The following is a 24812-nucleotide window of genomic DNA, read 5'->3' as shown; positions in this document are numbered from 1 at the left end:
GTTGACCCATCCTTCCACGCCAGAAGCCTCCATCTCTACGGGCGAACGCCCCGACGACAGGCTGTCCCGGCTGCGGCTCGATCTCTATTCGAGCGAGCAGCTCTACCGGCAACTTTACCGGGCGTTGCGCGCCGCCATCCTCAGTGGCGATTTCTCCGAGGGGGAAGCCATCCCCTCGGAGAACCAATTGCGCGATCAGTTCGGCATCGCCCGAACGACAGTGCGTAACGCGATGGCGCTTCTGGTGTCGGAAGGGTTGGTCCAGCAGGTTCGCGGCCGCGGCACGATCGTTTCGCATCGGCCGATCAGTCACAACATCTGGAATTTCGGCAGCTTTACCGAACTGGCGCGTCGGCAAGGCCAGCGCCCGGTGACGCGCGTACTCGAACACCGGGTGGATAACGGCGAGCTGCTGCTGGTGCGAGCCCGCGGCCTTGCCAATGGTGAAACGGTGAACTGGTTGAACGTCGATACATCGCGGCTTGATCTTGCTCTTTACCCCGGCATCGACCGCAACGACTTCGCGGCGCAATCGCTCTATGAGATATTGCGCCGCGATTATGACCGCCATCCCCTGCGCTCGGAACTGCTGCTGACGGTTGTACCGGCGTCCGATCGTCTGCGGGAGGTCTTTGCCCCGGCGCTGGATGTGCCGGGCTATCTTTGCGCCAGCGGGGACGTGCTCGACGCCGACGACCAGTTGGTAGAACGAACGTCGATTGTCTACTCGCCGGCGGTCCAGATGAAATTCGCAACCCGTTGGGGGCGTGATACCGCGCCGGCTTGAAAGCGGCGCAACGCAGGAGAAGAATATATGAGCCGTTTCGACGAGACTTTTACCAACCCAAAACCCATCCTCGGCATGCTGCATCTGGCCGGAGAAGGCCCCGCGGCGAAACTCGTCCAGGCCGAGGAGGAAGCCCGCATCATGGCCGGCGAAGGGATCGACGGTCTTGTGGTCGAGAACTATTTCGGCGATGCCGAAGATGTCGAACGAGTGCTGGAGCGGCTGTGCGGCCTTGATCTCGGCACACGCATCGGTGTCAACGTACTGCGAGACAATGAGCGCGCTTTTGTGCTTGCCAGACAGTTTCCGGTCTCTTTTATCCAGGTCGATTCTGTCGCCGGCCATCTGCCGCCCGAAGGGGACGCGCCCTTTGCTGCTGATCTCGCCGCTCGCCGTGAAAGCGTTTCGGCACTGTTGCTCGGTGGCGTGCGGTTCAAATACCAGCCGATCCTGTCCGGACGGCCGGAGGAAGAGGACGTGCGCATCGGCGCAACACGCTGCGACTGCCTTATCGTGACCTCGGACGCCACCGGCCAGCCGACTGACATGGATAAGGTGGCACGTTTCCGCACGGCCACCGGCGGAACAGTCCCGCTCCTGATCGGTGCGGGCCTGACCGAAACCAACGCGGCCGAACAACTGGCGCAAGCCGACGGAGCCGTCGTCGGCAGCTGGTTCAAGCACGACCACAAGGATACCGGCCGCGTCGAGGCCGCCCATGTCGGTCGCCTGATGCGGGCCGTGCGCGCAGCAAGGCATAGCGCATGAGCACCCCCGATGTTGTTGTCGCCCATCTGGTGACACCTGAGAATTTTGCCCGCTTCGGCACAGTCTACGATCTCACCAACGATATCGACGCCAAGGCGATCTGGACCACAGGTGATGGCTGGCGCGACGGCTTTACCAGGACGCCGCTGATTGAGGGGGCCGGCCATCTTGGTGTGACGCGCGGCGGCGGCAGCCCCTGGCTCTGTGCGTCAATGGAACGGCACCCCGGTACAGAAGAGGCGATCTTTTGCGGGGCACAGCCGGTCATCCTAGCGGTTGCCCCTGCATCGGATGCCCACGCGGCAAATCGCGACGACATCGAAGCCTTCGTGATTGTGCCCGGTCAAGCTGTCGTGATGCGACGCGGCGTGTGGCACGATGCCTGTCGGGGTGTTTCCGGTCCGGCGGCCTATTACTGGATGGCCGTTTGTGGTCTCGGCGAAAACCCCTGGGTTCCGGTAGCCGGCGGATCAAGGCTGGTGCTAGCGAAATTGAACGAGGAGCAAGACACGTGACCGCCTTCTTCATCGGCGATGTGGCAATCGACGAATATTACACCGCCGATCGCTGGCCCGGCCGCGCCGACAAGGGCATGGTTATCGAATTGCCCGATGAAATCGGCGGTTCTATTGCCAATGCCGCCGTCGTCCATGCAGGCCTTGGCGGCAAGACGCAGTTCATCTCTCTGCTGAACAACAGCCCGCTATCGCAGCGGCTGATTGCCGATCTGCGGGAGAATGGCGTCGGCGTCGATCACATGCTGACCGATCCGTCGATTGCAGAATCGCGCAATCTGATCTTCCTCGTCGAGGGCGAGCATATCGTGCTGACCGTCGAAATGGGTGAGCAGCCGATGTGGCTGACATCAAAGTGCCTTGAGGCGCTGCGCCAACCGGGCTTCCTTTATACGACACTTTACCGTGTTCGTCGGTTGCATGCCCAAACCGAAGACGGCGTTTTGAAACAGGCCGCGCTTCTGGCCGATTTGCGCCGGCATGGCCGCCGCGCGATCTTCGATCTCGATGTCGGCGGCTGCATGCCCGAAGACATGCCCTATCTCGCTGGTGCTGCAGTTGTCATCTTCAATCAGGTCGGCTTCCGCGCCGCCTTCGGCCATGACGATATCACCCGTATCGGCGATTGGGTGCGGAATCACCAGATCAGCTGGGTGGTGCGCACGCTCGCCGCCGACGGTGCCGAGGCAAGCAACGGCAAGACAGTCCTGCGCACCGCCGGGTTTCCGGTCAATGCCATCGACGTCACCGGCGCCGGCGACACATTTGGCGGCACGCTGACCTGGTGCTTGGCAATGGGCCAACGATTCGACGATGCACTGGACTTTGCAGTTGCAGCGGCCTCCAGGGCCGTAACGATCCATGGCCCGCGTGGCGGCAAGGCATGCGCTGACGAAATTCATCGTTGGCGCGACGAGCAGCGTTGGAAACCGCGATAACTTCGCCCTGTCCGAGGGCGAAATGGTCGCCATCCATGGCCTGGCAGGTATCGTAAATTTAAGGTGCCGGCCACTTAGACATGGGATCTGGGTTTATGACCCCAATAGCCAGTGATCTGCTCTATCGTCGTCACCGATTTCCAGCTGACCGGCAAAGGGTAGGCGCTACCGACGGACCAGACTTCACGATTGCCGTTTAGCGGCTGAAAGACGCAACGGTTTTCAGTGCGCCGTCGAGTGCAGTTCCCTTCTCGTCCTTGAGCGCCGCTTCGCGCAACCGCCTGATCCAATCAGCAGCATCAGCACGCCCCCTCAAATCATCAAGGCTTGAGAGCACGCGATCAAATTTCGACTGCCCGCGCACGTGCGTATCGCTGTATCCCTTGATCAACCGACGGCAATTAATGATTTCGACACCAAGCGCATAGTCATCCGCCGCATGATCCAGCGCGAGTTTGTACCAGCGCTGGAGATGATCCATCTCTACCTGATGACGCAGGAGCGAACGGCGCCAGCGGCGCAGTCCGCCGACGAACCAGAGCATGGCAAAGCCCGACATGCTGTCCGTTCGGATATGCCGGCCACGATTGATGCGCCGGTCCACCCAGGCAAAAAGTTGCGGCCGCTTTTCGATATAACGGCCGATAGCAAGCGGAAGTGTGCCACAGAATTCTTCCGCCCGCGGATGAAAGTACTCGGTCAGCTGCAATACCGCCGCGTCATCGATGCCGACCTCGGAGCGAACGCGGCGATCCCGTTTGGACCGTGTTTTCAGATCAGCCACCCGGATCATGTCGTCATAGCACATGGCGTTGGCGAGATGCTTTGCAGCGGCAATCGACAGTGCGTAGGCTTCCGCCGCAAGGTCCGCCTTGACGGCCAGATCCAGACGATCGAGATATTCCGACCCATAGGCAAGATCCTGATAATCCGTGACTTTGCGCAATCCGCGCAGCGCCATGTCCTGAACGGGCATCGGATAGGCCGCGACGCGCGCATTGAGCTGTTGCCACTTTGCGAGAAGCCGAGGAGGGCCCTTTGCCTGTTTCCCTATTGGTCGCGCCTCTGTCGCCGCTGCCGGTTCGGCTTGGCCTGCCTTGCTGGTTTGGTCATAGGCCGCTCCAAACGCCCGCATGCTGGCGGCTGCCCCTCGGCCCGAACTATTTAGGACGCTCTCATAGCTCTCGCGGTTAAATGGCAATGCACCCGACGCGGCCAGTGCGCCGAACAGACTTGCCGAGATCATTGATCCCGCTTCAAGCGCGACTTTTTCCAGATCAAGACAAACCAGATGCCGCGCAGCATTCTTCATCGTTGCCATCACCTGGTCCGGCGCTGCCCGCCCGTCGCCGGGCTCGATCTTCTCCGAAACCGCAGCGATGCGGTGGGAAGAGGCAATCAATGTCGTGCGGTTTGGCGTGACGAACCCCCGCATGACGGCGCGTCCCGCCTCCATCAGCTCAGCCGCAATCAGGATGTCCACATCCCCTTGAGCCGGTGCCAAGGCAAAAACCGGCATGCGGCCGGTATCCCGGCACATCTCGACATAATAAATGGTCGCGCCGGTGCGCTGGGCGACACCTGCCACCGATGTGGATTGCGCCCGGTAGCCATTGTGTTCGGCAACGGCGGTGATCCAGTCGGCCAGCACACCGCCGCCTTGGCCGCCAACCGCCAATATGGCGAGCTTGATGATCTCACCGGTTTCGTGCTTGATGTTGCCAGTGGCTGATGGGCCAGTCATGTCACGCATCCATAAACTCCAGCCGCCGTTTCTCGCGCCTGTTTTGCATCGTTCTGATTATCTTCCGGCGCAGTCTGTCAGCAAACCGCCGCCACGGGCCAGGATTGTGAACCACATCGGCCCTGTAGAACGATGGGCACAGCACGGCGGCATCCGCCACCTCCCCGCAATTGCCGCAACCAACACAGCTCTGGTCAATGTGGGCCACAGGATCATCCCTGAGCGGATCATCCAGTGTTTTTACCGACAGCGACGGGCAGCCGGACAGCCGCATGCAGGCATGGTCACCGGTACAGATATCTTCATCTATGCCGAATTTCGGTTTGACGACGGTCTGTCCTGCCTTGATCGCCGTGTCTATCAGGGGTTTTTCCCGGCGTTGCCGGTTCAGCATGCACTCGGACGAAGCAATGATGACTTTCGGGCCGGTTTCAGGCGTGGACAGGGCTTCACGCAAGGTGTTGCGCATCCGGGTGACATCATAGGTGTTTTCAATGTGGCGAACCCATTTAACCCCCATGCCCTTTACGGCTTCGGTAATCGGATGCTTCGTTGATTTTGACCGGTTATTGGCACGCGACGAGAGAATGTCCTGACCGCCGGTCGCTGCGGAATAATAATTGTCGACGATAACAATGACGCCGTCATTGCGGTTGAAGACGGCGTTGCCAATGGACGATGTCAGACCATTGTGCCAGAATCCGCCATCACCGACAAACGAGATCGAGCGGCGCCTGGCGTCCGGAGAATTGAAGGCAGAGGCCGAAGCCGGGCCCAATCCGTAGCCCATTGTCGTTGCCCCGAGCTCGAATGGCGGCATGATCGAAAACAGGTGACAGCCGATATCCGATGCGATGTGGTGCGGTCCAAGTTCCTGCTCGATCAATTTGGTTGCAGCAAAGATGGGTCGCTCCGGACAGCCGGTGCAAAAGCCGGGTGGCCGTCCCGGCACAATGGCGGCCAGATCGGAAATGTCCTGGGAAGTCTCTGTCGTGTTGGGTGCCCGGATGTGAGCGGGCAGCAACTGCGATGCGCGCGCGCGCAGGAACGCGCCAATGCCATCGAACATGACCTGACCCGTGTATTCTCCAGCCATCGGCATGACTTCCTTGCCGATGGCCCGCGTGATGTGACCGGCCTTGTGCAGCATGGACGCGAAGGCCTGCTCAATATAGTTCGGCTGCCCCTCCTCAATGACAAGAACCGCATCCTTGCCATCGCAGAAATTCAGGAACTCGTCTTCAACCAGGGGATAAACGGCATTCAGCACGTAAAGCGGCACGCTGGTCTCGCCGTAGAGATCGGCAAGGCCAAGGCGCTGCAGGGCACGAACAACACCGTTGTACATGCCGCCCTGAAGCACTATGCCGACCCGCGCGATATCCGGACCAAAAACTTCATTGATCTTGCGCGAGCGGATAAACTCCACGGCGGCCGGCCAGCGCTTCTCCACCTTCTCTTTCTCATGCAAGAAAGAGGCCGGCGGAAGAACAATGCGCTTGGTGTCCCGCCTTGGCGCATCCAGCGCATCCGCCACGGTCATCCGAGGCCGCTGATTGTCCTTGGCAATGAATTGCCCATGGACATGGCAACAGCGAATACGCACCTGCAACATGACCGGCGTATTGGAGGCTTCGGAAAGCTCAAAACCATCTTCCACCGACTTTACGATCGATGGAAGATTGGGGCGCGGGTCGAGCAGCCAGACCTGGCTTTTCATCGCGAAAGCATGGCTGCGTTCCTGCATGATCGAGGAACCCTCACCGTAGTCTTCGCCGACGATGATCAGCGCACCGCCCGTCACACCACCCGACGCCAGGTTGGCAAGGGCATCGGAGGCCACATTGGTACCGACGGTGGACTTGAAGGTTGCCGCCCCTCGAATGGGATAATGCACCGAGGCCGCAAGCATTGCCGTGGCCGTGGCTTCGGACGCGCTCGCCTCGAAATGCACTCCCAACTCGCCAAGAATATCCTGCGCATCGGCAAGAACGTCCATCAGGTGGCTGATGGGAGCCCCCTGATAGCCACCGACATAACCGACACCGCACTGGAGCAAAGCCTTGGTGATCGCAAGAATGCCCTCACCGGAGAACTCTTCGCCCGCGCCGAGCCGAAGTTTCTCCACTTCTTTTGCAAAGGATCGTTCAGCCATCGGAAAGTCTCCTGTATCGGATTGCCAGTCCGGGTGCCGCTAACCCAACGCTTTCGGGACGAGCGCCAGCACGCGGGTCGGGCTGCCGGTGCCATTCCTGATCTTCAGCGGCGCCGCGATAAGGATTGCACCCTTTGCTGGCAACCGATCCAGATTGCACAGGCTGGCAAGGCCGTAGCGGTTGGCCTGATGCATCAGGCTGTGCGCCGGAAATGGCGGGGTCATACCGCCGGCCTGTCCCGCGTCGGTGCCGATGGTCTCGCTGCCCCAGCCGATTGCGCCCGTCGCAATGATGTACTGAATGGCTTCGGCCGTTGGTCCGGGCGTATGCGGACCCGTCTCGTTGGCATTGAGGAAATCAGCCTCGGAGCCATTGCGCTTGTACCAGTCCGTGCGCATTGCGACCCACTCGCCGGCACGGATGGCACCGTGCTTCGCCTCCCATGCCTTCACATGATCGGCAGTCAGGAGGAAATCATGGTTTTCAGCGGCTTCCCTTGAACAATCGATGACATTGACGGGCGCGACGAAGTTTTTGACCGCTATGGTATCGGTCGACCCGTCGGCGTGATCCTTGCCAGTGATCCAATGGCGTGGCGCATCAAAATGCGTGCCGGAATGCTCGCCGAGTTTCAGCCAGTTCCATGCCCACCACGGACCATTCTTGTCATAGGCCGATATTTCGTGAATCTCGATCTTTGGCGTGTCCATCGCGAGTTCCGGCGGCAATTTGATGAGGGGCGTTTCCGGACTGAGTTCCGCGGCAAGGTCGACGACCTCCACGCCGCCGGACAGCAGCAGTTCAGCCAATTGGCCAAGCAATTCATTGGTCTTCATTGAAGTGTTTCCTCTCGTTTTCCGCGCTCTTTCAGTCGCTGTTCCCGCCGGTCGATGCTACCGCGCAATCGCAGCCTTTGCACCTTGTGATTGCGTTCCATGCCGGTTGATCAGGATGTGGAGCGCCTTCTCGAACCGGTGGATTTCCTCCATCGTATTATAGTGCACGAGGGAGAGCCGCACTGCTCCGCTGTCCATGCTCAAATTCAGCCGCTTCATCAGGCGCGGTGCATACATGTGCCCGTCGCGGATGCCGATCATCATGTCGGACATTGCCTCGGTGACGAGCTTGGGCGACAGATCGCCAATATTGAAGCAGAAGGTCGGAACCCGCTGATCGATACGGGCCATGTCGTCAATGCCATAAATCGTTGCGCCGCAATCTTTCAGAACGCGCAACATCTCGGCCGCGAGCTGAAGTTCATAGGCGCGGATTTTGTTCATGCCTGCAACGATGTTGTCGCGGCGCTTCCTGTTGTTGGATGGAGCAAAATTACGGCCGATGGACTCGAGATACCGGACCGCGGCATCCATCCCGGAAACATTCTCGTAGATGAATGTTCCAGCCTCGATCTTATGGGGCGGTACATCGGGAATGAAATCCTCGCGAAAGGTCGGCAGGCGTTTCAGCGTTTCGAAGCGTCCCCAGAGAAAGCCCATATGCGGCGAAAAATTCTTGTAGCCGGAACAGACGAGGTAATCACAATCCCAAGCCTGGACGTCGATCAGCCCATGCGGCCCGTAATGCACACAATCGAGGAACACTTCCGCGCCGGCCGCATGCGCAACCCTGGCAACCGACGCGACATCGACGATCGACCCGATGGAATGGGCGGTAACGGTGCAGGCCACGAGCCGGGTGCGGCTGGTCACCAGCGGCACAAGGTCGTCAACATGCAGGTTGCCGTCTTCGCGCATGCGCCACCAGACGAATTTTGCCCCGGCCGATTCCAGCGCCAGCCAGGTGGCGATGTTGGCATCATGATCCATGTCGGTGACGATGATTTCATCGCGATCACCCAGCATCTGGCCGATGCCGAGGCTGACCAGGCGGATGAAGGACGTCGCATTCATCCCGAAACAGACTTCCTGCGGGTCGCGCGCATTGATCAGGAGTGCCACACTTTCCCGCGCGTCGGCAACAGCCTTGTCGACCTGTACGCTGCGCCCATAACGGCCGCCGCGTTGAACGTTGAAATCGACCAGATGCGATTGAACGGCATCGAGTACGCTTTGCGGGATCTGCGCCCCGGCAGCGTTGTCGAAGAAGATGAACTCGCCAGCCTTCTGCAAGGCGGGAAACATCGATCGGACGGTGCCGATCGGAAACTCAATTTCGTTGGTATTGGCATGGGGCATGACGGGTTCCCTGGATGTTCGGCGTTTGAGCCGATGTGTCGAATTGTTGATGTCGGTTGCTTATCTCGAACGCTGCTGTTTGCTTCGCTCCTCAAGGTGGCTGACCAGCCGCACCAGCGGCCAAAGAAATGCGAGATAGATGACGGCCGCACCGATCAGAGGCGTTGGATTGGCCATGAGTGCCTGGGCATCGGTCGCCTGCTTCAAAAGATCCGGCATGGCAACGACGGAAGCGAGCGACGTGTCCTTGTAGATCGATACGCAATTGCTGGTGAGCGGCGGAATGACGATCTTGATCGCCTGCGGAAGTATGACCTTGCGCATGGTGATCCAGAACGGCAGGCCGAGAGCGGAGGCTGCTTCGAACTGCCCGCGCGGGATGTTCTCGATGCCGGCACGGCATACTTCGGCGGTAAACGCCGCCAGCACCATGGACAAGGCGATCGTGGCGGAGGTGAACGATGTAAAGCGGATGCCCGCCAGAGGCAGCGCGTAGTAGATCAGGATGAGGATGACCAATATGGGCAGAGCGCGGAAAATATCGATGTAAAAAATCGCCGCATATTTCAGCCAACCCGGCCCATAAAGCCGCATCAGACACAGGACAAGGCCGCCTGCGCAGCCAAAGACGATGGCGGCACACCCCAGAAATATGGTGTTGCCAAGCCCGCGCAACAGGATTGGGAATGACTCAACCAGAATTTCCCAGTTGAAGAATGTATTGATCAGTTCCATCGAATTACCTGCGCCTTGAAGAGGCCCCTGGTCAGCACGCGGTTAAACTGGCCGGCATGGAAGCCGGCCAAATAGTGTGCCAGTCGCTATTCCGCTTTGGGGACCGGCAATACGCTAAGCGTGCTGGTACCCGGCTCCGGCGCGGTGCCGAACCATTTCTTATGGATCCCGGCCATTGTGCCATCGGTTTTCATCGCGGAGATCGTCGCGTTGACTTTCTCGACCAGCGGGCTCGTTTTCTTCGCCATCATGGCAAAACGCTCGCCGGTGGGAATGCGCACCAATATCTTGAGCCCCGGCATTTTTGTCATGGCATATTGAAAGCCGGCAAGTTCGCCTGCGCCCCCGTCAATCCGCCCATTTTGCACTTCCATGAGAAGGTCTTGCTGCGTGTTGTAACTCTTGACCTCGGTGATGCCGAGCTTCTGGGAGTTGGCCTTTGCCCAGGCGTCCCCGGTAGACCCGGCAACCACGCCAATGGTTTTCCCCTTCAACTCATCGAGCGACTTGAGCGCCGAGCCGGATTTCCCGACCACGGTGCCATCGCTGTCATAATAGGGCTGGGTGAAAGACTGATTCTTCAGCCGCTCATTCGTGATCGAGATCGAGGAAATCGCAAAATCGACGCGACCCGAATTTGTCGCCGCAAACAGCGCCTGAAATCCCATGTCCTGAAAATCGGCGGTCAGGTTGAGGCGTTTGGCGACCTCGCGAACAACGTCGATTTCATATCCTTCAAAATCGCCGGATGCCGTTTTGTATTCCCATGGCGGATTTGCCGGATAGGCTCCGACGACGATAGATTCAGCGCTGGCCGAGGCGGCTGCGAAGAAACTCGTTGCAACAAGAATTCCCATTAGACGTGAGCGGTTCAGCATTTTTGTTTCCCTCTGTTTTACCGTTTCTGTTGTCTTCTCTCAGGCTTGTGCCCTCATCTTCATTCGGGCTTCATTTGCTCCCATCGGGCGTTTATTTCATTGGATCATTTGCTTGAGCGAATGACACAGCTCTTCAACGTCGCTGCGGCTCGTCACAAATCCGGGGGAAAGCCGCAGGGTTGATCCGCGTGCGTCACAATAAAGGCTTTGCTCGCGCAAAGCCGAAACAAGACGGGCTGCATCAATAGTCTCCGGCAATGAAAGCATGACGCTTCCGCCACGCTTGCTCTCGTCCAGCGGCGAACCCAGGGACCAGCCGTTTTCCAATGAGTGCTCTACAATAAGGCCGGTCAGGGCGGCATTCTGGGCGGCGATGGCATCGACGCCCGTATCGATTGCCCATTCAAGGCCCGGCAGGGATGCTGCAGACGCCAGTATGGCTGGCGTCCCATGATCAAAGCGGCGGGCATCCGATGCGTAGGAAAAGCGGTTCAGGTCCCAGGAGAAGGGGTTTTCCTGGCTGAACCAGCCGCGAAGTTCCGGCTCGCAATTGGCAAGCAGCTCCGGCTTTACCTGCAGAATACCGGCACCCGAGGTTCCGCACAGCCATTTGAGCGAGGTGGAGACAACAAAATCCACATTGTTTGCGGTGAGCGAGAAGGGCGCAACGCCGACGCCTTGCGTGATATCGGCACCGACAATCGTGCCCATGCGACGTCCATGCTGTGCCAGCCGCCCGATATCGGAACGGTGTGAGGCAGTGGAGGTCACGAATGTCAGCAGCGCGACACCGACGTCGTCCTGCCAGCGCGCAAGGATATCGTCATCGCGAACCCATTTTTCCCCCGGCCGCAGCGGCACGGTATCGAGGGCAAAACCAAAACGGCCGGCAATCCTCGCCAGCATGAAATGCAGGCTCGGAAAGCAGTCCTCGGCAATCAGGAAGCGGCGCCCGGAAAGTGCCGCTCTGGGAAGTCCACCAATCAGGCTGTACAGGGCGGTCGTCACATTCTCAGCTGTTGTGAGCGAGCCTGCCGGTGCGCCGATCAGTCCGGCCCATGCATCGATGAACCGCTGCCGAGCGGCGAGTGCCGCAGGCCACTGCCCGTCATTTTCCGCACACCATACTTGCGAAAATTCCGTCAGCGCCATGCTTACGGCGGCTGCCTTGCCGGGAAACGTGCCGATCGAATGGTATAGAAAATAACCTGACATGCACCGCCTCTTGCCAATTTGTGATCATTTGATCACAAATCTAAAAAAGCGTCAATTGCCCCCTCACCTGCATCTTGCAAAAACGGTTCTGCGCATTCAGCTTTACGGGCAAGATGTCAGGCGGATATGCTGCAGCCTTGGGTTCCTCAAAGAGATTCAGTCCTCTCGGACTTGCAGTGCCTCGTGACAGCTTTGCTTGATTGTAATCGTCACCCGTTTCAGGCTATCAGCCATGAATTGAACAGCCCGGCGGATCTGTTCCTGAACGCAAGGGAACACACGCTCGCGCAGCGAAGAAGGAAATGTCCAGGTGGAAATGAGTTTTGGGCCGGTTTCTTCACGCACCACCATTCAGGATGGCGTTTATCAGCAATTGCGCCAGGCTTTGATGAATGGACAGTTCGATCCTGCTCAAAGCCTGACCATAGCCGGCCTGGCCGAGACCTTCGGCACCAGCAACATGCCGGTGCGGGAGGCACTTCGCCGCCTTGCCGCAGAAAATGCGCTGGAGATTGCCTCGAACGGTTCAGCGCGGGTTCCCATCGTTACCGTGGCACGGCTCGACGATCTTTGCCGCGCGCGCATTGCCGTGGAGGCTTTGGCAACGGAACTTGGAGCACCGCTTTTAACGGAAGCGGATCTCGAGGTTCTGGAAAGGATCGTTGCGGAGCAGCGGGCAATCGGCCGACAGGAAAATATCTACACGCTCATCGGCAAGAACCAGCAGTTTCATTTCACCATATACCGGGCTTCCGGGTCCGACGTCCTCAATCAGCTTATTGAAACATTGTGGCTGCGTTTCGGACCTTACATGCGCATGCTCTCGACCCATGTGGCACCCTTGATCCGTGCGGGCGAGTCAGAACCGTCCGGACGTCACGCCACCATTGTCGAGGCCCTACGGCAGAAGGACTTCGCCCGCGCCAGGGACGAAGTAGTTGCTGACATTCGCGCCACACAGGATGTCTTGCGCGCCCTTTGCCCGAAATAGCAGGCAGCGTTCAGAGACGCTGATACCGCGCAAGCAGATCCACCAGCGTCTTGGCATTGATCGCATCGACCCGGACCCGGTCATATGAGGTCCCCCCCAGGCTTTCCGCAGCCAGCATCGCGTTGACGACAGCCTCTTCAACACAGTCGACAACGGCGGAGTAAAGTGGGTCAAACCGTTCGTCATTGATGATCTCGAGCGGCAGGTGCGTCCCGGATTTGTGGCGCATCGGCTGCTTGTTGGCCGTCGAGAAGGCGAGGAAAATATCGCCTGAATTATTGCCGCCCGGCGTGCCGTTGCGGCCAATTCCGATGGTGCAGCGGCGTGCGATACGTTTGAGCTGGTGCGGCGCCAGCGGCAGATCGGTCGCCACGACGACAATGATCGATCCGCGCTCCCTGAGCTGGCTGGCCGGCGTGCCGTCACGCAGATGTTCTCCAACCGGAACGCCGCAGATCGTCAGCCAATCACGCTGGCCGTGATTGGCCTGCACCAGCACACCCAATGTGTATTCCGTGTCGCCGACCTCTACGACGCGGGAGGAAGTCCCCGTTCCACCCTTGAAGCCGTAGGTGATCATTCCGGCGCCGCCGCCGCTGTTACCCTCGGCAACGCGACCCGTGGCGGCTGAATTCAACGCGGAAAATACATTCTCTGCGGTCACATGCTGGCCATTGATGTCATTAAGCAGGCCATCATAGGTTTCCGCAACGACCGGCATCAGCCAGAGCAGGTCCCTAGCATTATAGGTATCGGGATAGCGTTCAAGCATCCATTTGATGGCGGCATGATGGGCAATCCCGACACTATGCGTATTCGTCAGCAGGACCGGTCCGAGAAAATAGCCGCCATCCTCGATCCAATGCGACCCGGTCATCTCGCCATTTCCGTTGTACCGGTGGATTCCGGCATACACGATCGGGGGCTCGGCATCCTCGGCATGCGGTATGATTGCCGTCACGCCCGTGCGCACCGGCAGCTGGCGGCCTGCCCGCGGAGCATTCTCGATGAGCGTCTCGAACCCTACCTTTATCCCCTTGACATCGGTGATCGCATTGAACGGTCCGGTTCTTCCCTTGAAAGGCAATCCCAGCTGGCGAGCGCGCAGGGTTTTGTTGTCGTTTGTCATGATTGTGTCTCGTCGTTCAGGATTTTTGGCGGGAACGGAAATAGAGGCCCAAAGAGGCGATGATGACGGAGAACATCAGCATCATCACCGCAATGGCATTGATTTCCGGCTTTATTCCACGACGCATCATGGAAAAGATGAACATCGGCAGTGTCGTGACGTCGACGCCCGCGATGAAATAGGTAATGACCAGGTCATCCATCGAAATGATGAATGCCAAGAGTGCCCCGCCGATGATCCCCGGCATCAGCTGGGGCATGACCACGCGCCTGAACGTCATCCACTCATTGGCGCCAAGATCGGCCGAGGCGTGTTCTAGCGTGCGGTCCATTCCGGCCAGACGCGCCGAAACCACGATGAACACATATGAAATGAGAAACGTGCACTGGCCGATGATGATGGTTCCGATGCCAAGGTGAATTCCGGCCGAAACGAAGAAGATGAGCAGTGCAATTCCGAGCACGATATCCGGCATCAACATGGGCAAGAACAGGAGAACGCGATAGAGCCTCTTGCCGAAGAAATGGAAGCGGTGCACGGCAAGCGCAGCGGCCGTGCCGAAGAGCGTCGCGACCGCTGTCGTTGAAAGCGCGATCAGCAAACTGTTGCGCACCGCCTGAAGCAGTTGATCTGTCGATTCCAAATAGAGCGCATTCTCCGAAATCGTCGTCTTGAAGCCGAGAACCTGAGCATACCACTCCGTAGTAAAGCCGGACCACGTCATCATGTTCACAGGATTGGCGTTGAAGGAATAAACAATGATCAGGAGCAGCGGCAGGTAGACAAAGACAAAGAACAACACCGTGTAGAATGCGAGGGTGCTGCGTCCGATGGATCTCATCAGTTTCATGGTTATCTCCTACCGGCCGGATGCAGGGACTTGGCTGCCACGGCTTTCCTGCCGGACATAGAAAAACAGGAGAACAAGCATGACACTCATCACAAGCATCGCCAGCGCGGAACCGAACGGCCAGTTTCGGGCGGACAGAAACTGCTGTTCGATGAGGTTGCCGAGCATCTGAACCTTCGCACCGCCCAGAACTGCCGGGACGACAAAGTTTCCAAGCGCCGGAATGAACACGATGATCGAGCCGCCGATGATACCTGGTAGAGTGAGTGGCAGGATGATCCGCAGGAAGGTGCGGACCGGACCGGCCCCCAGATCCTGCGATGCCCGGACGAGCGACCAGTCGAGCTTTTCGACACTTGCATAGACGGGCATGAACATGAACGGAATGAAGATGTAGACCATCCCGACAATGATCGCGCCGTCGGTATAGATCATCTCGAGCGGTCGATTAATGAGACCTGTTTTCAGGAGAAGCTCGTTGATGAGACCGGTCTGCCGCAGGAGCAGAACCCACACAAAAAGCCGAACGATCAGACTTGTGAAGAACGGCAGCGTGATGAGGAACAGGCTGATGTTCTTCCAGCGCTCGGACAACCGACTTATCTGGAATGCGGCGGGATAACACACCAGAAGCGTAACGACGACCGTCAGGGCTGCAATCCGGATCGACCGGAGAAAGATCGCGATGTAGATCGGATCGTATTCCTCAAAGGCCGGATCAGCGAACCCGAGAATGCGCCCGAAATTGTCGGGGTAGAAGTGCCATTCGACGCCGCCATAAAGACCCGGCGCCAAGAAACTCGTCACCATCATGATGAAGAGCGGCCCAAGGAAGAAAATGGCGAGGAACAGGCTCAATGGGCCCAGCAATGTTCCGAGTTGAAGGCGGTCGCGCGTCTGGAGATTCATGCGGAAACCTCCCCTTTGGCATTGCCGGGCATGAGATGGACGGCAGCGGGATCATAGGTCAGCACCGCCCTGCGCTCCTGTTCCGCCGCCGCAATTCTTGCCGTATAGGCAGCGGGGATGGTCGCCGACAATTTGCGTCCCCGCGCGGTGTGCCCCAACAACTCGAATGATGATCCGACGAACACGATCTGCTCGACCTCGATTTCGATGGAAGGACCTTCCGTGGCAGTTGCGGAAAGCGAGAGCTGTTCGGGACGTATCAGGGCAGTCACTGCGTTGCCGTCCCGGAACGCCTCGAGACCATGCAGGCAACGAATGACATCGCCGTCTCCCGTCATCACGGATTGTCCGCTGACGGCTCCTTCGAAGAGGTTGCTTGCACCGATGAAGCTGGCAACGAACGGGTTGGCTGGCTTGTCGTAGATCTTGCGCGGTGTATCGAGCTGCTGGATTGTGCCTCCCTGCAGGACCGCAATGCGATCCGACATGGTCAAGGCCTCCTCCTGGTCATGCGTGACGAAAATGAATGAAATACCCAGTTCATGCTGGAGCGTCTTCAATTCGATCTGCATGGCCTGGCGCAGATTGCGGTCAAGCGCCGACAGGGGTTCGTCAAGCAACAGCAATTTTGGCCGGGCAACGATGGCGCGCGCCAGGGCGACCCGCTGCTGCTGGCCGCCCGAAAGCTGGCGCGGGCGCTGGCTTCCCAGATCTTCAAGGCCGACCATGCGCAGGGCCGCATCGACGCGCTGCTTGCGTTCGCCCTTGGGAACACGGGCAACCTCCAGCGCATAGCCGGTATTCTCACCCACGGTCATGTGCGGAAACAGGGCATAATTCTGAAAAACCGTATTGACGGGCCGCCGATGGGGCGGCGTATCGATCACGTTCTCCCCGTCGATCATGAGACGCCCCGCATCCAGCGCGACGAATCCATTGATGGCCTGCAGCAACGTCGTCTTGCCGCAACCCGATGGTCCCAACAGCGTCAGAAATTCGTTGCGCCGAACGTTAAGATCAATCCCGTTCAGGGCATTGATCGTCCGGCCTCCCGGAAGCGAAAATGACTTTCGCGCGCCCTCCATTCGAACAATGGAATCCTGCATCTTTATTCCCCTTTGGCATGTTACTTAAATAACTCTTGCGCCTTTCTGATATAGAGATATCATTTATCAGGTGAAGTCAACGGCTCGTCAGAAGTCGGCATGAGACACTCAAGGGAACCAAGAACAGGCACAAGGTGCTGAATGAGGAGAACTGAAAGATGGCCCGAAAAAATTATTCATCCGCGCTCGGCGCGCTCCGCCGGCATGCACTCGTTGCCGTGATGACCGGCACGATGCTGGCCGGCTGGAGCGCGGGCGTTCAAGCAGCTGATCAATTGAACATCTATAACTGGGGTGAATACATCAATCCTGAGGTCCTCAAGAAGTTCGAGGACGAGACCAAGATAAAGGTCAATCTCGCCACATACTCCTCGAACGAGGAAATGCTTGCCAAGATCCAGGGCGGCGCGACGGGTTACGACATCGTATTTCCCTCCGTGCACATGCAGGACATCATGGCCAAGCTCGATCTTCTGCAAAAGACCGACATCAATCAGTACGAGGGCTTCAAGAATATCGATCCATCGTTCCTGCGCACCAAGAGCGACACGAAGGGTGAGTACTGCCTGCCCTATGCCTGGGGTTCGGTCGGCATCATGTACAATCGCAAGGTACTCGGCAAGGACGTCACCGGATGGCACGACCTCCTGGCAATTGTGAAAGAGAAGAAACTGAAATTCACGCTGCTCGACGACATGCGCGAAGTGCTTGCGGTTGGCCTCATTCTCAATGGCAACAGCATCAATTCCACCGATCCCAAGCAGTTGCAGCAGTCGGCCGATACGATCATAGCGATGAAACCCCATGTCGCGGCATTCACCTACGACTCACGGCCATTGGTGCAATCGGGTGATGTCGCGGCGGCACATTTTTTCGTCGGCGCAATGGTTGATGTATTTGGCAATCAAAAAGATCTCGGCTATGTCATTCCGGAAGAGGGAGCCACGATGTATCAGGAAGATATGTGTGTGCTCAAAAGCGCGCCAAACAAGGACAATGCGATCAAGTTCCTGCAGTTCTATACGCGGCCGGAGGTTGCAGCATTGAATGTTTCCCAACAAACCAATGGTACGCCCAATGTCCCGGCACGTGCACTCACACCGGACAGGATCAAAAACAGCACAGAGATCAACCCTTCGACGGAAACAATGAAGCATCTGCAAATATTCGAAGATCTCGGCGCGAACCTGCGTCAGGTTGATCGGGTCTGGACCCGGGTCAAAACTGCGCAGTAAATATACGCCATCCGGCCAGCACCTCGAACCTGGCCGGAACTCGATCAAAATGGAGGAGCCGCACGTGAGCAAGCTCATACTGGAACGCGTCAGGCACCAAGAGATGCGGCAATCCAATTCGGACAAGCTGATTTCGAGCTACCTCGAACGCAACATCAATGAATTACCGTTTGAAACGGCACGGTCAATTGCCGGCAGGGTAGGTGTTAGCCCCATGACAGTGGGCCGCTATCTGCGGCGCCTGGGTTTTGAAGGCCTCGACCAATTGAAGGATGAACTCAGGCGCGGGAGCAGCAATCCCGCATGGCAGGTCAAAGGGCCTCTCGAAGGCCTGCAGGCAGACATTCGTGATGGCGAATTGCTGGCCGGCCTCATCAAACAGCAGATCGACAATCTCGGCCACATCTACGAACTGACGACGAAGGCCGAATGGCGCCACGCCGTGACGACACTGATAGAGGCTCAGGAAGTTTATGTGGCAGCTTTTCAGAATGTACGCGGCATCGCCCAGTATTTCGCCGCCCAGCTTTCCTATGCGCGGCCGCGGGTGGAATTCATCGACGGCCTCAACGGCACCTATGCAGAATTGCTCGACGGCTCCGTGGAGAACCGGTGCCTGTTTCTCTACGACGTGCGCCGGTTTGCGGCAAAGGCACGTCCCTTGGCAATCGAGGCTCGCAAATCCGGCGTCAAGGTCATTCTACTAACCGATGAATTTTGTCCGTGGGCAGAAGATGTAGCTGACGTCGCCCTCATCCTGCCCGGTACTCACGGACCGCTGTGGGATGGCGCCGCAACCATTACCGCCGTTCTGGACCTGATGGTCAGCAATGTCATTGTTCTCTTAGGCGAGCAGGTCAATGAACGCGTGGCCAAAGTGACAAGGTTGCAGGATTGCTTCGGAGATTTCGAGGCATAGACATTACCCTGACCCGAATGCTCCTCCCGAACGGGAAGTAAAGCAACCGGGTCTTGCGATGTGGAGGTTCATCTGTCTGATAGGGTACATCGCATTCATCAATCGTTTGTCAGATGCGGTTATCGTCGCATCACAGCGATGCTGCACCGTGCGGATTGGGTGGTGAACCAAAACGGATTGAACGGATATGGCAGCGTGAGGGGCTCAAAGTTCCACACAGACAACCCAAACGCGGGCGCTTGCGGCTGAATGAAAGCTCTTGCATCCGGCTGCGTCTGGAATATTCCAACCATGTCTGGTCCTATGACTTTGCTGAAGCGAGCACGCACAATGGAAGGAAAATCCGCATGCTTCGCGACAAACGCTCTGCGTTTACACCGACGTGATCAATGAGTTCACACGGGAATGTATTGCCATCTGGGTCGACAGAAAGCTGAAGGCGACGGATGTCATCGACGTTCTGTCCGATCTGTTTATTCTGCGATGAATTCCATGCCATGTCCGATCCGAGAACGGCCCTGAATACGTCGCAGAGGTCTTGAGGGATTGGATTGCTGCTGTCAGTGCCAAAACCGCCTACATCATGCCGGGCAGTCCATCATGATACCGGAAATATGCAAAAATCGTGATACCAACTTTGATAGTTGCGGGGCGAATGGTGGCTGGGGAGTGATTTGTCTTTGCCGAACGGTTCGCCGCTATTTAATATTCGGATAACAACACAGCCTGACCAGTTCGGAAATATTCAGGGGATAGAATTTCTCGGAATCACTCCAAGTTCAGCTTATAAGGGTGCTATTATCGGAATTTCTTGATAATCAGACCTGATGCTGCGGAGACAAGCTCAGACACTGTGTTGGTCGAGTTGCTAACTGGGCACCGTGACCAACCGGCATGTGATGACTTGAAGAAAATTCCCAATAAATAGCAAAGCGGAGAGCGTTGGATGTCGGACAAGAGCTGGGACAGAGTGCCGATTGACGCGCAAAGTATCGACGCACCGCTGTCACAAGCGGCAGTCTTTCTTGTTGTCACCGTTGCAGGTGATCCAACCGCTCTTGCAAAAGCGTTCTCGGTACTCGGTGGGCTCGACGATCTCGTCAAGACAGTTGGATTCCGTGATCTATCTGGTCGACTGTCGTGCATTGCCGGGCTCGGTCGCAATCTGTGGGATCGTGTTGATTCAGAACAGCGGCCAAAGGAACTAAAACTGTTTGCGTCGACTGCGGGGGCGGTTCATACGGCGCCATCGACACCGGGTGACCTTCTCTTTCATATCAGATCCGAACGCCCCGATTTATGCTTTGAGTTTGAGCGTATTCTACTCGACAGTCTTGGCGATGCGGTGAGCGTCATCGATGAAGTCTCAGGCTTTCGCTATTTCGATGCGCGTGACCTGCTTGGCTTTGTCGACGGGACGGCCAACCCGACCGGTCTCGATCTGCCTGCCGCAGCGCTTGTCGGCAATGAAGATTTCGAGTTCGCCGGAGGTAGCTATGTCGTTGTCCAGAAATATCTCCACGATCTCAACGCCTGGACGCGAACGCCTACGCCAGTCCAGGAGGCGATCATCGGGCGCACGAAGATTGACAATATCGAAATCGATGACGACGACGCGCTGCGCAAATCGCACAAGTCTTTGGCAACCATCGTCGATGCCAAGGGTGTCGAACACGACATCCTGCGCGACAACATGCCCTTCGGCCGACCAGGGCAAAAAGAATTCGGAACCTACTTTATTGGCTATTCCGGGCGCCTTTGGGTAATCGAGAAGATGCTGGAGCGAATGTTTATCGGTGACCCGCCGGGAGCTTACGACAGGTTGCTTGATTTCTCGACGCCACATACAGGCACGACGTTCTTCGCGCCTACACGATCGACGCTGCAAATGCTTGTCAATAAGGTGCAGCAGAAGCTGACGACCGCTTGATCGCCCGATGCATCATAACGTTGAAAACACAACGCTGATTTTGGGCGTCACCTGCACTTGGATAGGATTTTAACTCTACGTGGACACTGACCACTCAACACCAGAAAAGCTAGGCGACGGTAATCTCTCGGATATCGTTATGGGAACACATAGCATGTATGTGAAAAAGCTCACGGTTATATCTGGGCACTCCAGCGGATTGGATAGGTTCCTTTGTTTATGCCGATAACAGGCGATTTTTGGTGGTTTTGATCGCGGACAAAATTCCATGTTCACTCATCCGCGCCTTCGGATCAGCCGTATAAACTCTCATCATTCAACGGTCTTCGCGCGTATGCCATATCCGCAAAACGTAGATTGTCACATTCTGGATTTCATAGCGCATCTCATAGCGGCCAATCAGAATCCGGCGAACCTCACGTGGCTGAAATTCATCTACCCTACTCATGGAAACGAGATAAAGTTGCTTGGAAACAGGTCGTGACGCTGCTTTCCATGTTCCGAAAGCGTATTCTTACGCAATCGATGACCACGATTTTGTTTGAATACGCGTTGAGATAGGAGCAGTGAGACCGCTCTGGCGCGTCTGGGCCAGTGCCGTAAGAATCTCTCTGATTTGAAATGCTCGATGTCTGCCAATAGCAGAAACCAATTCGGCGTGTAATGTGGTCCGGTGGTGTTCAGACACGGACAGACAACCGCTCGATGAATAGCTGATCGCCAGGCCGGCACGAAAGAACGGCGACGCCGGAGCTGCCGATCTGTACTTCCACGTCCTCGAAATCGGAAATGGCGAACTTTGCGCCGCTCTTTATCAGGTCTTCTCCGCCGATGCCAACGCAGTAAGCACCGGCGGTGACCGCTGAGGTGACACCGCTGATAGCGTCTTCAAAGACCACCGTCCTTGAGGCGGGAATGCCTAGGCGCTCAGCTGCGAGTAGATAAGGATCCGGATGGGGTTTCCCACGAGCCACATCATCGCGTTGGACGATCACTGAGAAAGACGACTGCGCCTGGAGTAATTCAAGCACGCGATCTATTTTGTACTGCCATCCACTGGTGACAAGGCCGATCGTGATCCCGGCAGCATGGAGGCGAGTGATAAGCTGTTTGACACCTGGGATGGGCTCGTAGTCAGCCGTGTTTTCGACATGAATGACGTGCGCCTGTATCTTCTCCTGATCGGCGCGCGGGAGATCGCCAAACAGAGCGCGAATGGTATGCGGACCCGGCTGTCCGTGGATGTGATTGTGTATGTCCTCCTCGGTGATCCGGCGACCACAGAGTTGCGCTGCCTCATTCCACGCACGTTCAATGACGGCTTTGGAATCAACGAGAACGCCGTCCATGTCGAACAGAACCGCAGATACGCTGACTTTATCTTCACTCATCTTAGCCTCATTTATCAATTGAGCTTCACACGATTCCGCGGGCAGCTGCGACCACTATCTGACCGAGCGAGATGCCGCCGTCGTTTGTTGGTACCAGTTGATTGCAATATGGTTTGAAGCCACGCGCCTCAAGATCCTTCAGCGTGTTGACCAATACCAACTCGTTGGAAAAGACACCACCGCTCATCACGATCTGTTTGACCCATAGCGCCCAACAAGCCGGTAACACGCCCTGATCAAAGATCGGGCTAATGCGTCGCTTGAGGAATTCCCCGAGAAACGGTCACAGCTTGGAGCGCTGTCCTGCTGCGGCCGCGTTGAACACCCTGTTCCGGCCGAGTGCCTTCGCTTCATAGAGTGCGGCGTCGGCACGCATCAGCAGCTCGCGAAAATCCTTCGCATCCGCCGGAAAGGTCGCGATGCCTATACTGACGGTGACCGGCCGGTCGAGACCGGGATGCGAAACGGCTGACACGGCTGCGAGGATACGTTCGGCCGTCGCTATTGCCCCCGGCGGCGCCTCCGGGCAAAGCAGTGCGAACTCCTCGCCGCCGTAGCGAAACAGTTCGTCCGCTTCGCGCTTGTTGCCCATGATCATATCGGCCACCGCCCGGATAACACTGTCTCCCTGGGGATGCCCATGCCGGTCGTTGATCGCCTTGAAGTGGTCGATGTCGATCATCATCAGGCTAACCGACAGTTCCGATCGTAAGGCTGCCTGCACCATGGCCGGCGCTTTCGTCTCGAACCGCCCCCGATCCTGTGCTCCGGTCAGGGCGTCCCTGCCGATCCGCTCGACTAGCTTTTCGTAACGATGACGATAGGTCAGGCGATCGAACACATCGGCGGCACCGTGCGGGCGAGTACGAACTGCGGTTGTCTCGACGAAGCGCAAATAGAGCGTCAGCATGAGGCTAAAGAAGCCGGCGGCGCCGATCTTGGCGATCCAGCCACCGTAGAACGCCGAGAGCGGGACGCCGGACAGGAGACGAAGACCCGCATAGAAGAACACCTGATCGAAGCTCAGCACGATTGCCAGGCTCATGAAGATCCGGCCCGGAATCGTGTTGGTCACCAGCGTCCCGAGCCGTTCGTAGATCACGACCAACGCGAACAGGTCGACAAAGAGCAGGACCGTGCCCCAGATCATGAGCAAGCCGATCTGGTCTAGGAAGCGAAGGTCCGGATTGTAGTCCGGCAGGCGTACCGGATCGCTGTAGACACGCAGAACCATCGCCAGCACCACCATAAGAATGTTGCCGATCAGCAGCCCGTAAACGGGCTGGCGCATGCTCTCGGCATCTTCCTTAATGTAGAGCAGTAGAAAAAAGGCGAGCTTGCCCGCGAACATCACTGTGGAGCCCGGCGAGATCAGCCCAAAAGGCAGCTCGATGAAGAAAACTGCTGCGAGGTAGGTCTCAAGGAAATGCATCGCACCGAGAACGCAGTAAAAGACCCCGATCCCAATCGCTGTCCTGAAATAAAAGATGATCGCCATGGCGGCAAAGTAAATAGCTGCCTGAGTCAGAAGGACTAGAAAACCTGTCATATCGTCAATCAACCCCCAACCTCAATCCGTGCTCAGTTTCCTTCCGCTGCTGTTCTGGCCGTGTCGCTTAGGCGACCACGCCTCTATCCGCGAAAGCCCCCATTGCGCAGGAACGCGGCTTCCTCCCGCGTTGTCTCGCGCCCAAGCATCGGGTTGCGGTGCGGAAAGCGCCCGAAACGACGGATGATGCAGCGATGGCCTTCGGCATGGGAGATCCACGGTTCGCCAAGCTTCGCATTCAACATCACCGAGACATCCTGATCGGCAATTTCTTCCGAATGAGCGTAGGGTAGGCAGAAGAATAGCCGCAGGTCAGGTTCGATGCGCTCCATATATCCAGCCGCTAGTGCCTGCCGGGCATAGTGCCGGGCAAGCAGATCTGTCGCGTACATATGACTGGTGCCGCGAAAGGCGTTGCGCGGAAACTGATCAGTCAGGATCAAGAGCGCCATTGCGCCATCGGGCGTTTCAGTCCAGCTGTCGTGCCGCCGTGCAGCAACTTCCATATGCAGGTCAAGAAACCGGTCGCGAAAGCGCTTATCGAACCCCTTATCCCTGGCGAACCATCTGCCTCTCGTTCCCGCGTCCTTCCAGAAGCAGATAACGGCATTGATGCGCTCCGCATCAATAACCGGACTGAATGCGCCAACCAGGCCGTCGGCGCGGCCTGTGTTGGTGGCCACGGCAACGGTTCGAAGCGCGGGAGGTAAAGAGGTCGCCATTGGCTTATTCCTTCAGATTTCGAACGGCTCATGCCGCTTGGCGATCAAGTCCTCGCCGGTTGCCAAACGCCGATAACCGCAACGGCAACACGAACGGCGAACACCGTGAGCAACCGCAGCCCTGCTGTGATAGTGAGGAGCATGTGCATG

General features: G+C 57.5%; 23 protein-coding genes and 2 pseudogenes. 9 read left to right on the top strand and 16 right to left on the bottom strand.

Annotated features, from left to right (window positions below; all coding sequences use genetic code 11):
- The first annotated feature begins 1 nt into the window (after position 1).
- The 4 genes from AC1Q5O_RS24610 to AC1Q5O_RS24595 are packed head-to-tail and all read left to right on the top strand — an operon-like array spanning position 2 to position 3008.
- A complete protein-coding gene (locus AC1Q5O_RS24610; protein ID WP_492566623.1) occupies positions 2 to 787 on the top strand; it encodes a GntR family transcriptional regulator in 786 nt (261 codons plus the stop codon).
- Positions 788 to 814: 27 nt separating this feature from the next.
- The gene (locus AC1Q5O_RS24605; protein WP_492566621.1) at positions 815 to 1555 is read left to right on the top strand and encodes a BtpA/SgcQ family protein; all 741 of its coding nucleotides are present in this window, start codon (positions 815 to 817) and stop codon (positions 1553 to 1555) included.
- Complete coding sequence (locus tag AC1Q5O_RS24600; protein WP_492566620.1) at positions 1552 to 2070, top strand: ureidoglycolate lyase; 519 nt, start codon at positions 1552 to 1554, stop codon at positions 2068 to 2070. Before AC1Q5O_RS24605 ends, AC1Q5O_RS24600 begins: the two co-directional genes overlap by 4 nt.
- Positions 2067 to 3008 (top strand): carbohydrate kinase family protein, encoded by a 942-nt coding sequence (locus tag AC1Q5O_RS24595; RefSeq protein WP_492566619.1) that lies wholly within the window; start codon positions 2067 to 2069, stop codon positions 3006 to 3008. The genes AC1Q5O_RS24600 and AC1Q5O_RS24595 overlap by 4 nt, the downstream gene beginning before the upstream one ends.
- 196 nt (positions 3009 to 3204) lie before the next feature.
- Here the strand turns inward: AC1Q5O_RS24595 and AC1Q5O_RS24590 are convergent, their stop codons facing one another.
- The 7 genes from AC1Q5O_RS24590 to AC1Q5O_RS24560 form a co-directional block, all read right to left on the bottom strand.
- Entirely contained in the window at positions 3205 to 4761 is a 1557-nt protein-coding gene (locus AC1Q5O_RS24590; RefSeq protein ID WP_492566617.1) for an indolepyruvate oxidoreductase subunit beta family protein, read from the bottom strand.
- Positions 4754 to 6907, bottom strand: coding sequence for a thiamine pyrophosphate-dependent enzyme (locus AC1Q5O_RS24585; RefSeq protein ID WP_492566615.1), 2154 nt, complete (start codon positions 6905 to 6907; stop codon positions 4754 to 4756). The genes AC1Q5O_RS24590 and AC1Q5O_RS24585 overlap by 8 nt, the downstream gene beginning before the upstream one ends.
- A gap of 39 nt (positions 6908 to 6946) precedes the next feature.
- Positions 6947 to 7744 (bottom strand): cyclase family protein, encoded by a 798-nt coding sequence (locus tag AC1Q5O_RS24580; protein ID WP_492566614.1) that lies wholly within the window; start codon positions 7742 to 7744, stop codon positions 6947 to 6949.
- Between the two features lie 57 nt (positions 7745 to 7801).
- Positions 7802 to 9103: a cysteine desulfurase-like protein gene (locus AC1Q5O_RS24575; RefSeq protein ID WP_492566612.1), complete on the bottom strand. Its 1302-nt coding sequence runs from the start codon at positions 9101 to 9103 to the stop codon at positions 7802 to 7804.
- Positions 9104 to 9163: 60 nt separating this feature from the next.
- The gene (locus AC1Q5O_RS24570) at positions 9164 to 9838 is read right to left on the bottom strand and encodes an amino acid ABC transporter permease (protein WP_492566611.1); all 675 of its coding nucleotides are present in this window, start codon (positions 9836 to 9838) and stop codon (positions 9164 to 9166) included.
- Between the two features lie 86 nt (positions 9839 to 9924).
- Positions 9925 to 10716 carry an ABC transporter substrate-binding protein gene (locus AC1Q5O_RS24565; RefSeq protein WP_492566609.1) on the bottom strand — a complete coding sequence of 264 codons (792 nt, stop codon included), beginning with the start codon at positions 10714 to 10716 and terminating at the stop codon, positions 9925 to 9927.
- 96 nt (positions 10717 to 10812) lie between these two features.
- Positions 10813 to 11931, bottom strand: a complete 1119-nt coding sequence (locus AC1Q5O_RS24560; RefSeq protein ID WP_492566608.1) for an aminotransferase class V-fold PLP-dependent enzyme — start codon at positions 11929 to 11931, stop codon at positions 10813 to 10815.
- A gap of 316 nt (positions 11932 to 12247) precedes the next feature.
- On the opposite strand from AC1Q5O_RS24560, the gene AC1Q5O_RS24555 reads away from it, so the two are divergent.
- Positions 12248 to 12922, top strand: coding sequence for a GntR family transcriptional regulator (locus tag AC1Q5O_RS24555; protein ID WP_492566670.1), 675 nt, complete (start codon positions 12248 to 12250; stop codon positions 12920 to 12922).
- A 10-nt stretch (positions 12923 to 12932) separates the two neighbouring features.
- Here the strand turns inward: AC1Q5O_RS24555 and AC1Q5O_RS24550 are convergent, their stop codons facing one another.
- Genes AC1Q5O_RS24550 through AC1Q5O_RS24535 form a run of 4 tightly spaced genes read right to left on the bottom strand, consistent with a single transcriptional unit; the run spans position 12933 to position 16916 of the window.
- Complete coding sequence (locus tag AC1Q5O_RS24550) at positions 12933 to 14051, bottom strand: DmpA family aminopeptidase (protein ID WP_492566606.1); 1119 nt, start codon at positions 14049 to 14051, stop codon at positions 12933 to 12935.
- Between the two features lie 16 nt (positions 14052 to 14067).
- A complete protein-coding gene (locus AC1Q5O_RS24545; RefSeq protein ID WP_464665285.1) occupies positions 14068 to 14901 on the bottom strand; it encodes an ABC transporter permease in 834 nt (277 codons plus the stop codon).
- A 9-nt stretch (positions 14902 to 14910) separates the two neighbouring features.
- On the bottom strand, positions 14911 to 15810 hold the full coding sequence (locus AC1Q5O_RS24540) for an ABC transporter permease (protein ID WP_492566604.1): 900 nt from the start codon (positions 15808 to 15810) through the stop codon (positions 14911 to 14913).
- Complete coding sequence (locus AC1Q5O_RS24535; RefSeq protein WP_492566602.1) at positions 15807 to 16916, bottom strand: ABC transporter ATP-binding protein; 1110 nt, start codon at positions 16914 to 16916, stop codon at positions 15807 to 15809. Before AC1Q5O_RS24535 ends, AC1Q5O_RS24540 begins: the two co-directional genes overlap by 4 nt.
- A gap of 158 nt (positions 16917 to 17074) precedes the next feature.
- Here AC1Q5O_RS24535 and AC1Q5O_RS24530 point away from each other — a divergent pair, with 158 nt between their 5' ends.
- From AC1Q5O_RS24530 to AC1Q5O_RS24515, 4 genes and pseudogenes are all read left to right on the top strand, one after another.
- On the top strand, positions 17075 to 18151 hold the full coding sequence (locus AC1Q5O_RS24530; protein ID WP_492566601.1) for a polyamine ABC transporter substrate-binding protein: 1077 nt from the start codon (positions 17075 to 17077) through the stop codon (positions 18149 to 18151).
- A 49-nt stretch (positions 18152 to 18200) separates the two neighbouring features.
- Entirely contained in the window at positions 18201 to 19070 is an 870-nt protein-coding gene (locus AC1Q5O_RS24525; RefSeq protein ID WP_492566599.1) for a MurR/RpiR family transcriptional regulator, read from the top strand.
- A 111-nt stretch (positions 19071 to 19181) separates the two neighbouring features.
- Positions 19182 to 19668, top strand: a pseudogene (locus tag AC1Q5O_RS24520) (DDE-type integrase/transposase/recombinase); the annotation flags it as partial.
- A gap of 348 nt (positions 19669 to 20016) precedes the next feature.
- On the top strand, positions 20017 to 21000 hold the full coding sequence (locus AC1Q5O_RS24515) for a Dyp-type peroxidase (protein ID WP_492566597.1): 984 nt from the start codon (positions 20017 to 20019) through the stop codon (positions 20998 to 21000).
- Between the two features lie 316 nt (positions 21001 to 21316).
- Here AC1Q5O_RS24515 and AC1Q5O_RS24510 read toward each other — a convergent pair.
- From AC1Q5O_RS24510 to AC1Q5O_RS24490, 5 genes and pseudogenes are all read right to left on the bottom strand, one after another.
- Positions 21317 to 21442, bottom strand: a pseudogene (locus AC1Q5O_RS24510) (type II toxin-antitoxin system RelE/ParE family toxin); the annotation flags it as partial.
- Positions 21443 to 21680: 238 nt separating this feature from the next.
- Positions 21681 to 22391, bottom strand: a complete 711-nt coding sequence (locus AC1Q5O_RS24505) for an HAD family hydrolase (protein WP_492566595.1) — start codon at positions 22389 to 22391, stop codon at positions 21681 to 21683.
- A gap of 25 nt (positions 22392 to 22416) precedes the next feature.
- Entirely contained in the window at positions 22417 to 22581 is a 165-nt protein-coding gene (locus AC1Q5O_RS24500; RefSeq protein WP_492566593.1) for a Kae1-like domain-containing protein, read from the bottom strand.
- A 93-nt stretch (positions 22582 to 22674) separates the two neighbouring features.
- On the bottom strand, positions 22675 to 23952 hold the full coding sequence (locus AC1Q5O_RS24495; RefSeq protein ID WP_492566591.1) for a GGDEF domain-containing protein: 1278 nt from the start codon (positions 23950 to 23952) through the stop codon (positions 22675 to 22677).
- A gap of 71 nt (positions 23953 to 24023) precedes the next feature.
- Positions 24024 to 24662, bottom strand: a complete 639-nt coding sequence (locus AC1Q5O_RS24490) for a DUF924 family protein (RefSeq protein WP_492566589.1) — start codon at positions 24660 to 24662, stop codon at positions 24024 to 24026.
- Positions 24663 to 24812: the final 150 nt, after the last annotated feature.

It is taken from the genome of Phyllobacterium sp. MT110 (genome assembly GCF_058792715.1).
This window is presented reverse-complemented; position numbering and strand designations above follow the sequence as displayed.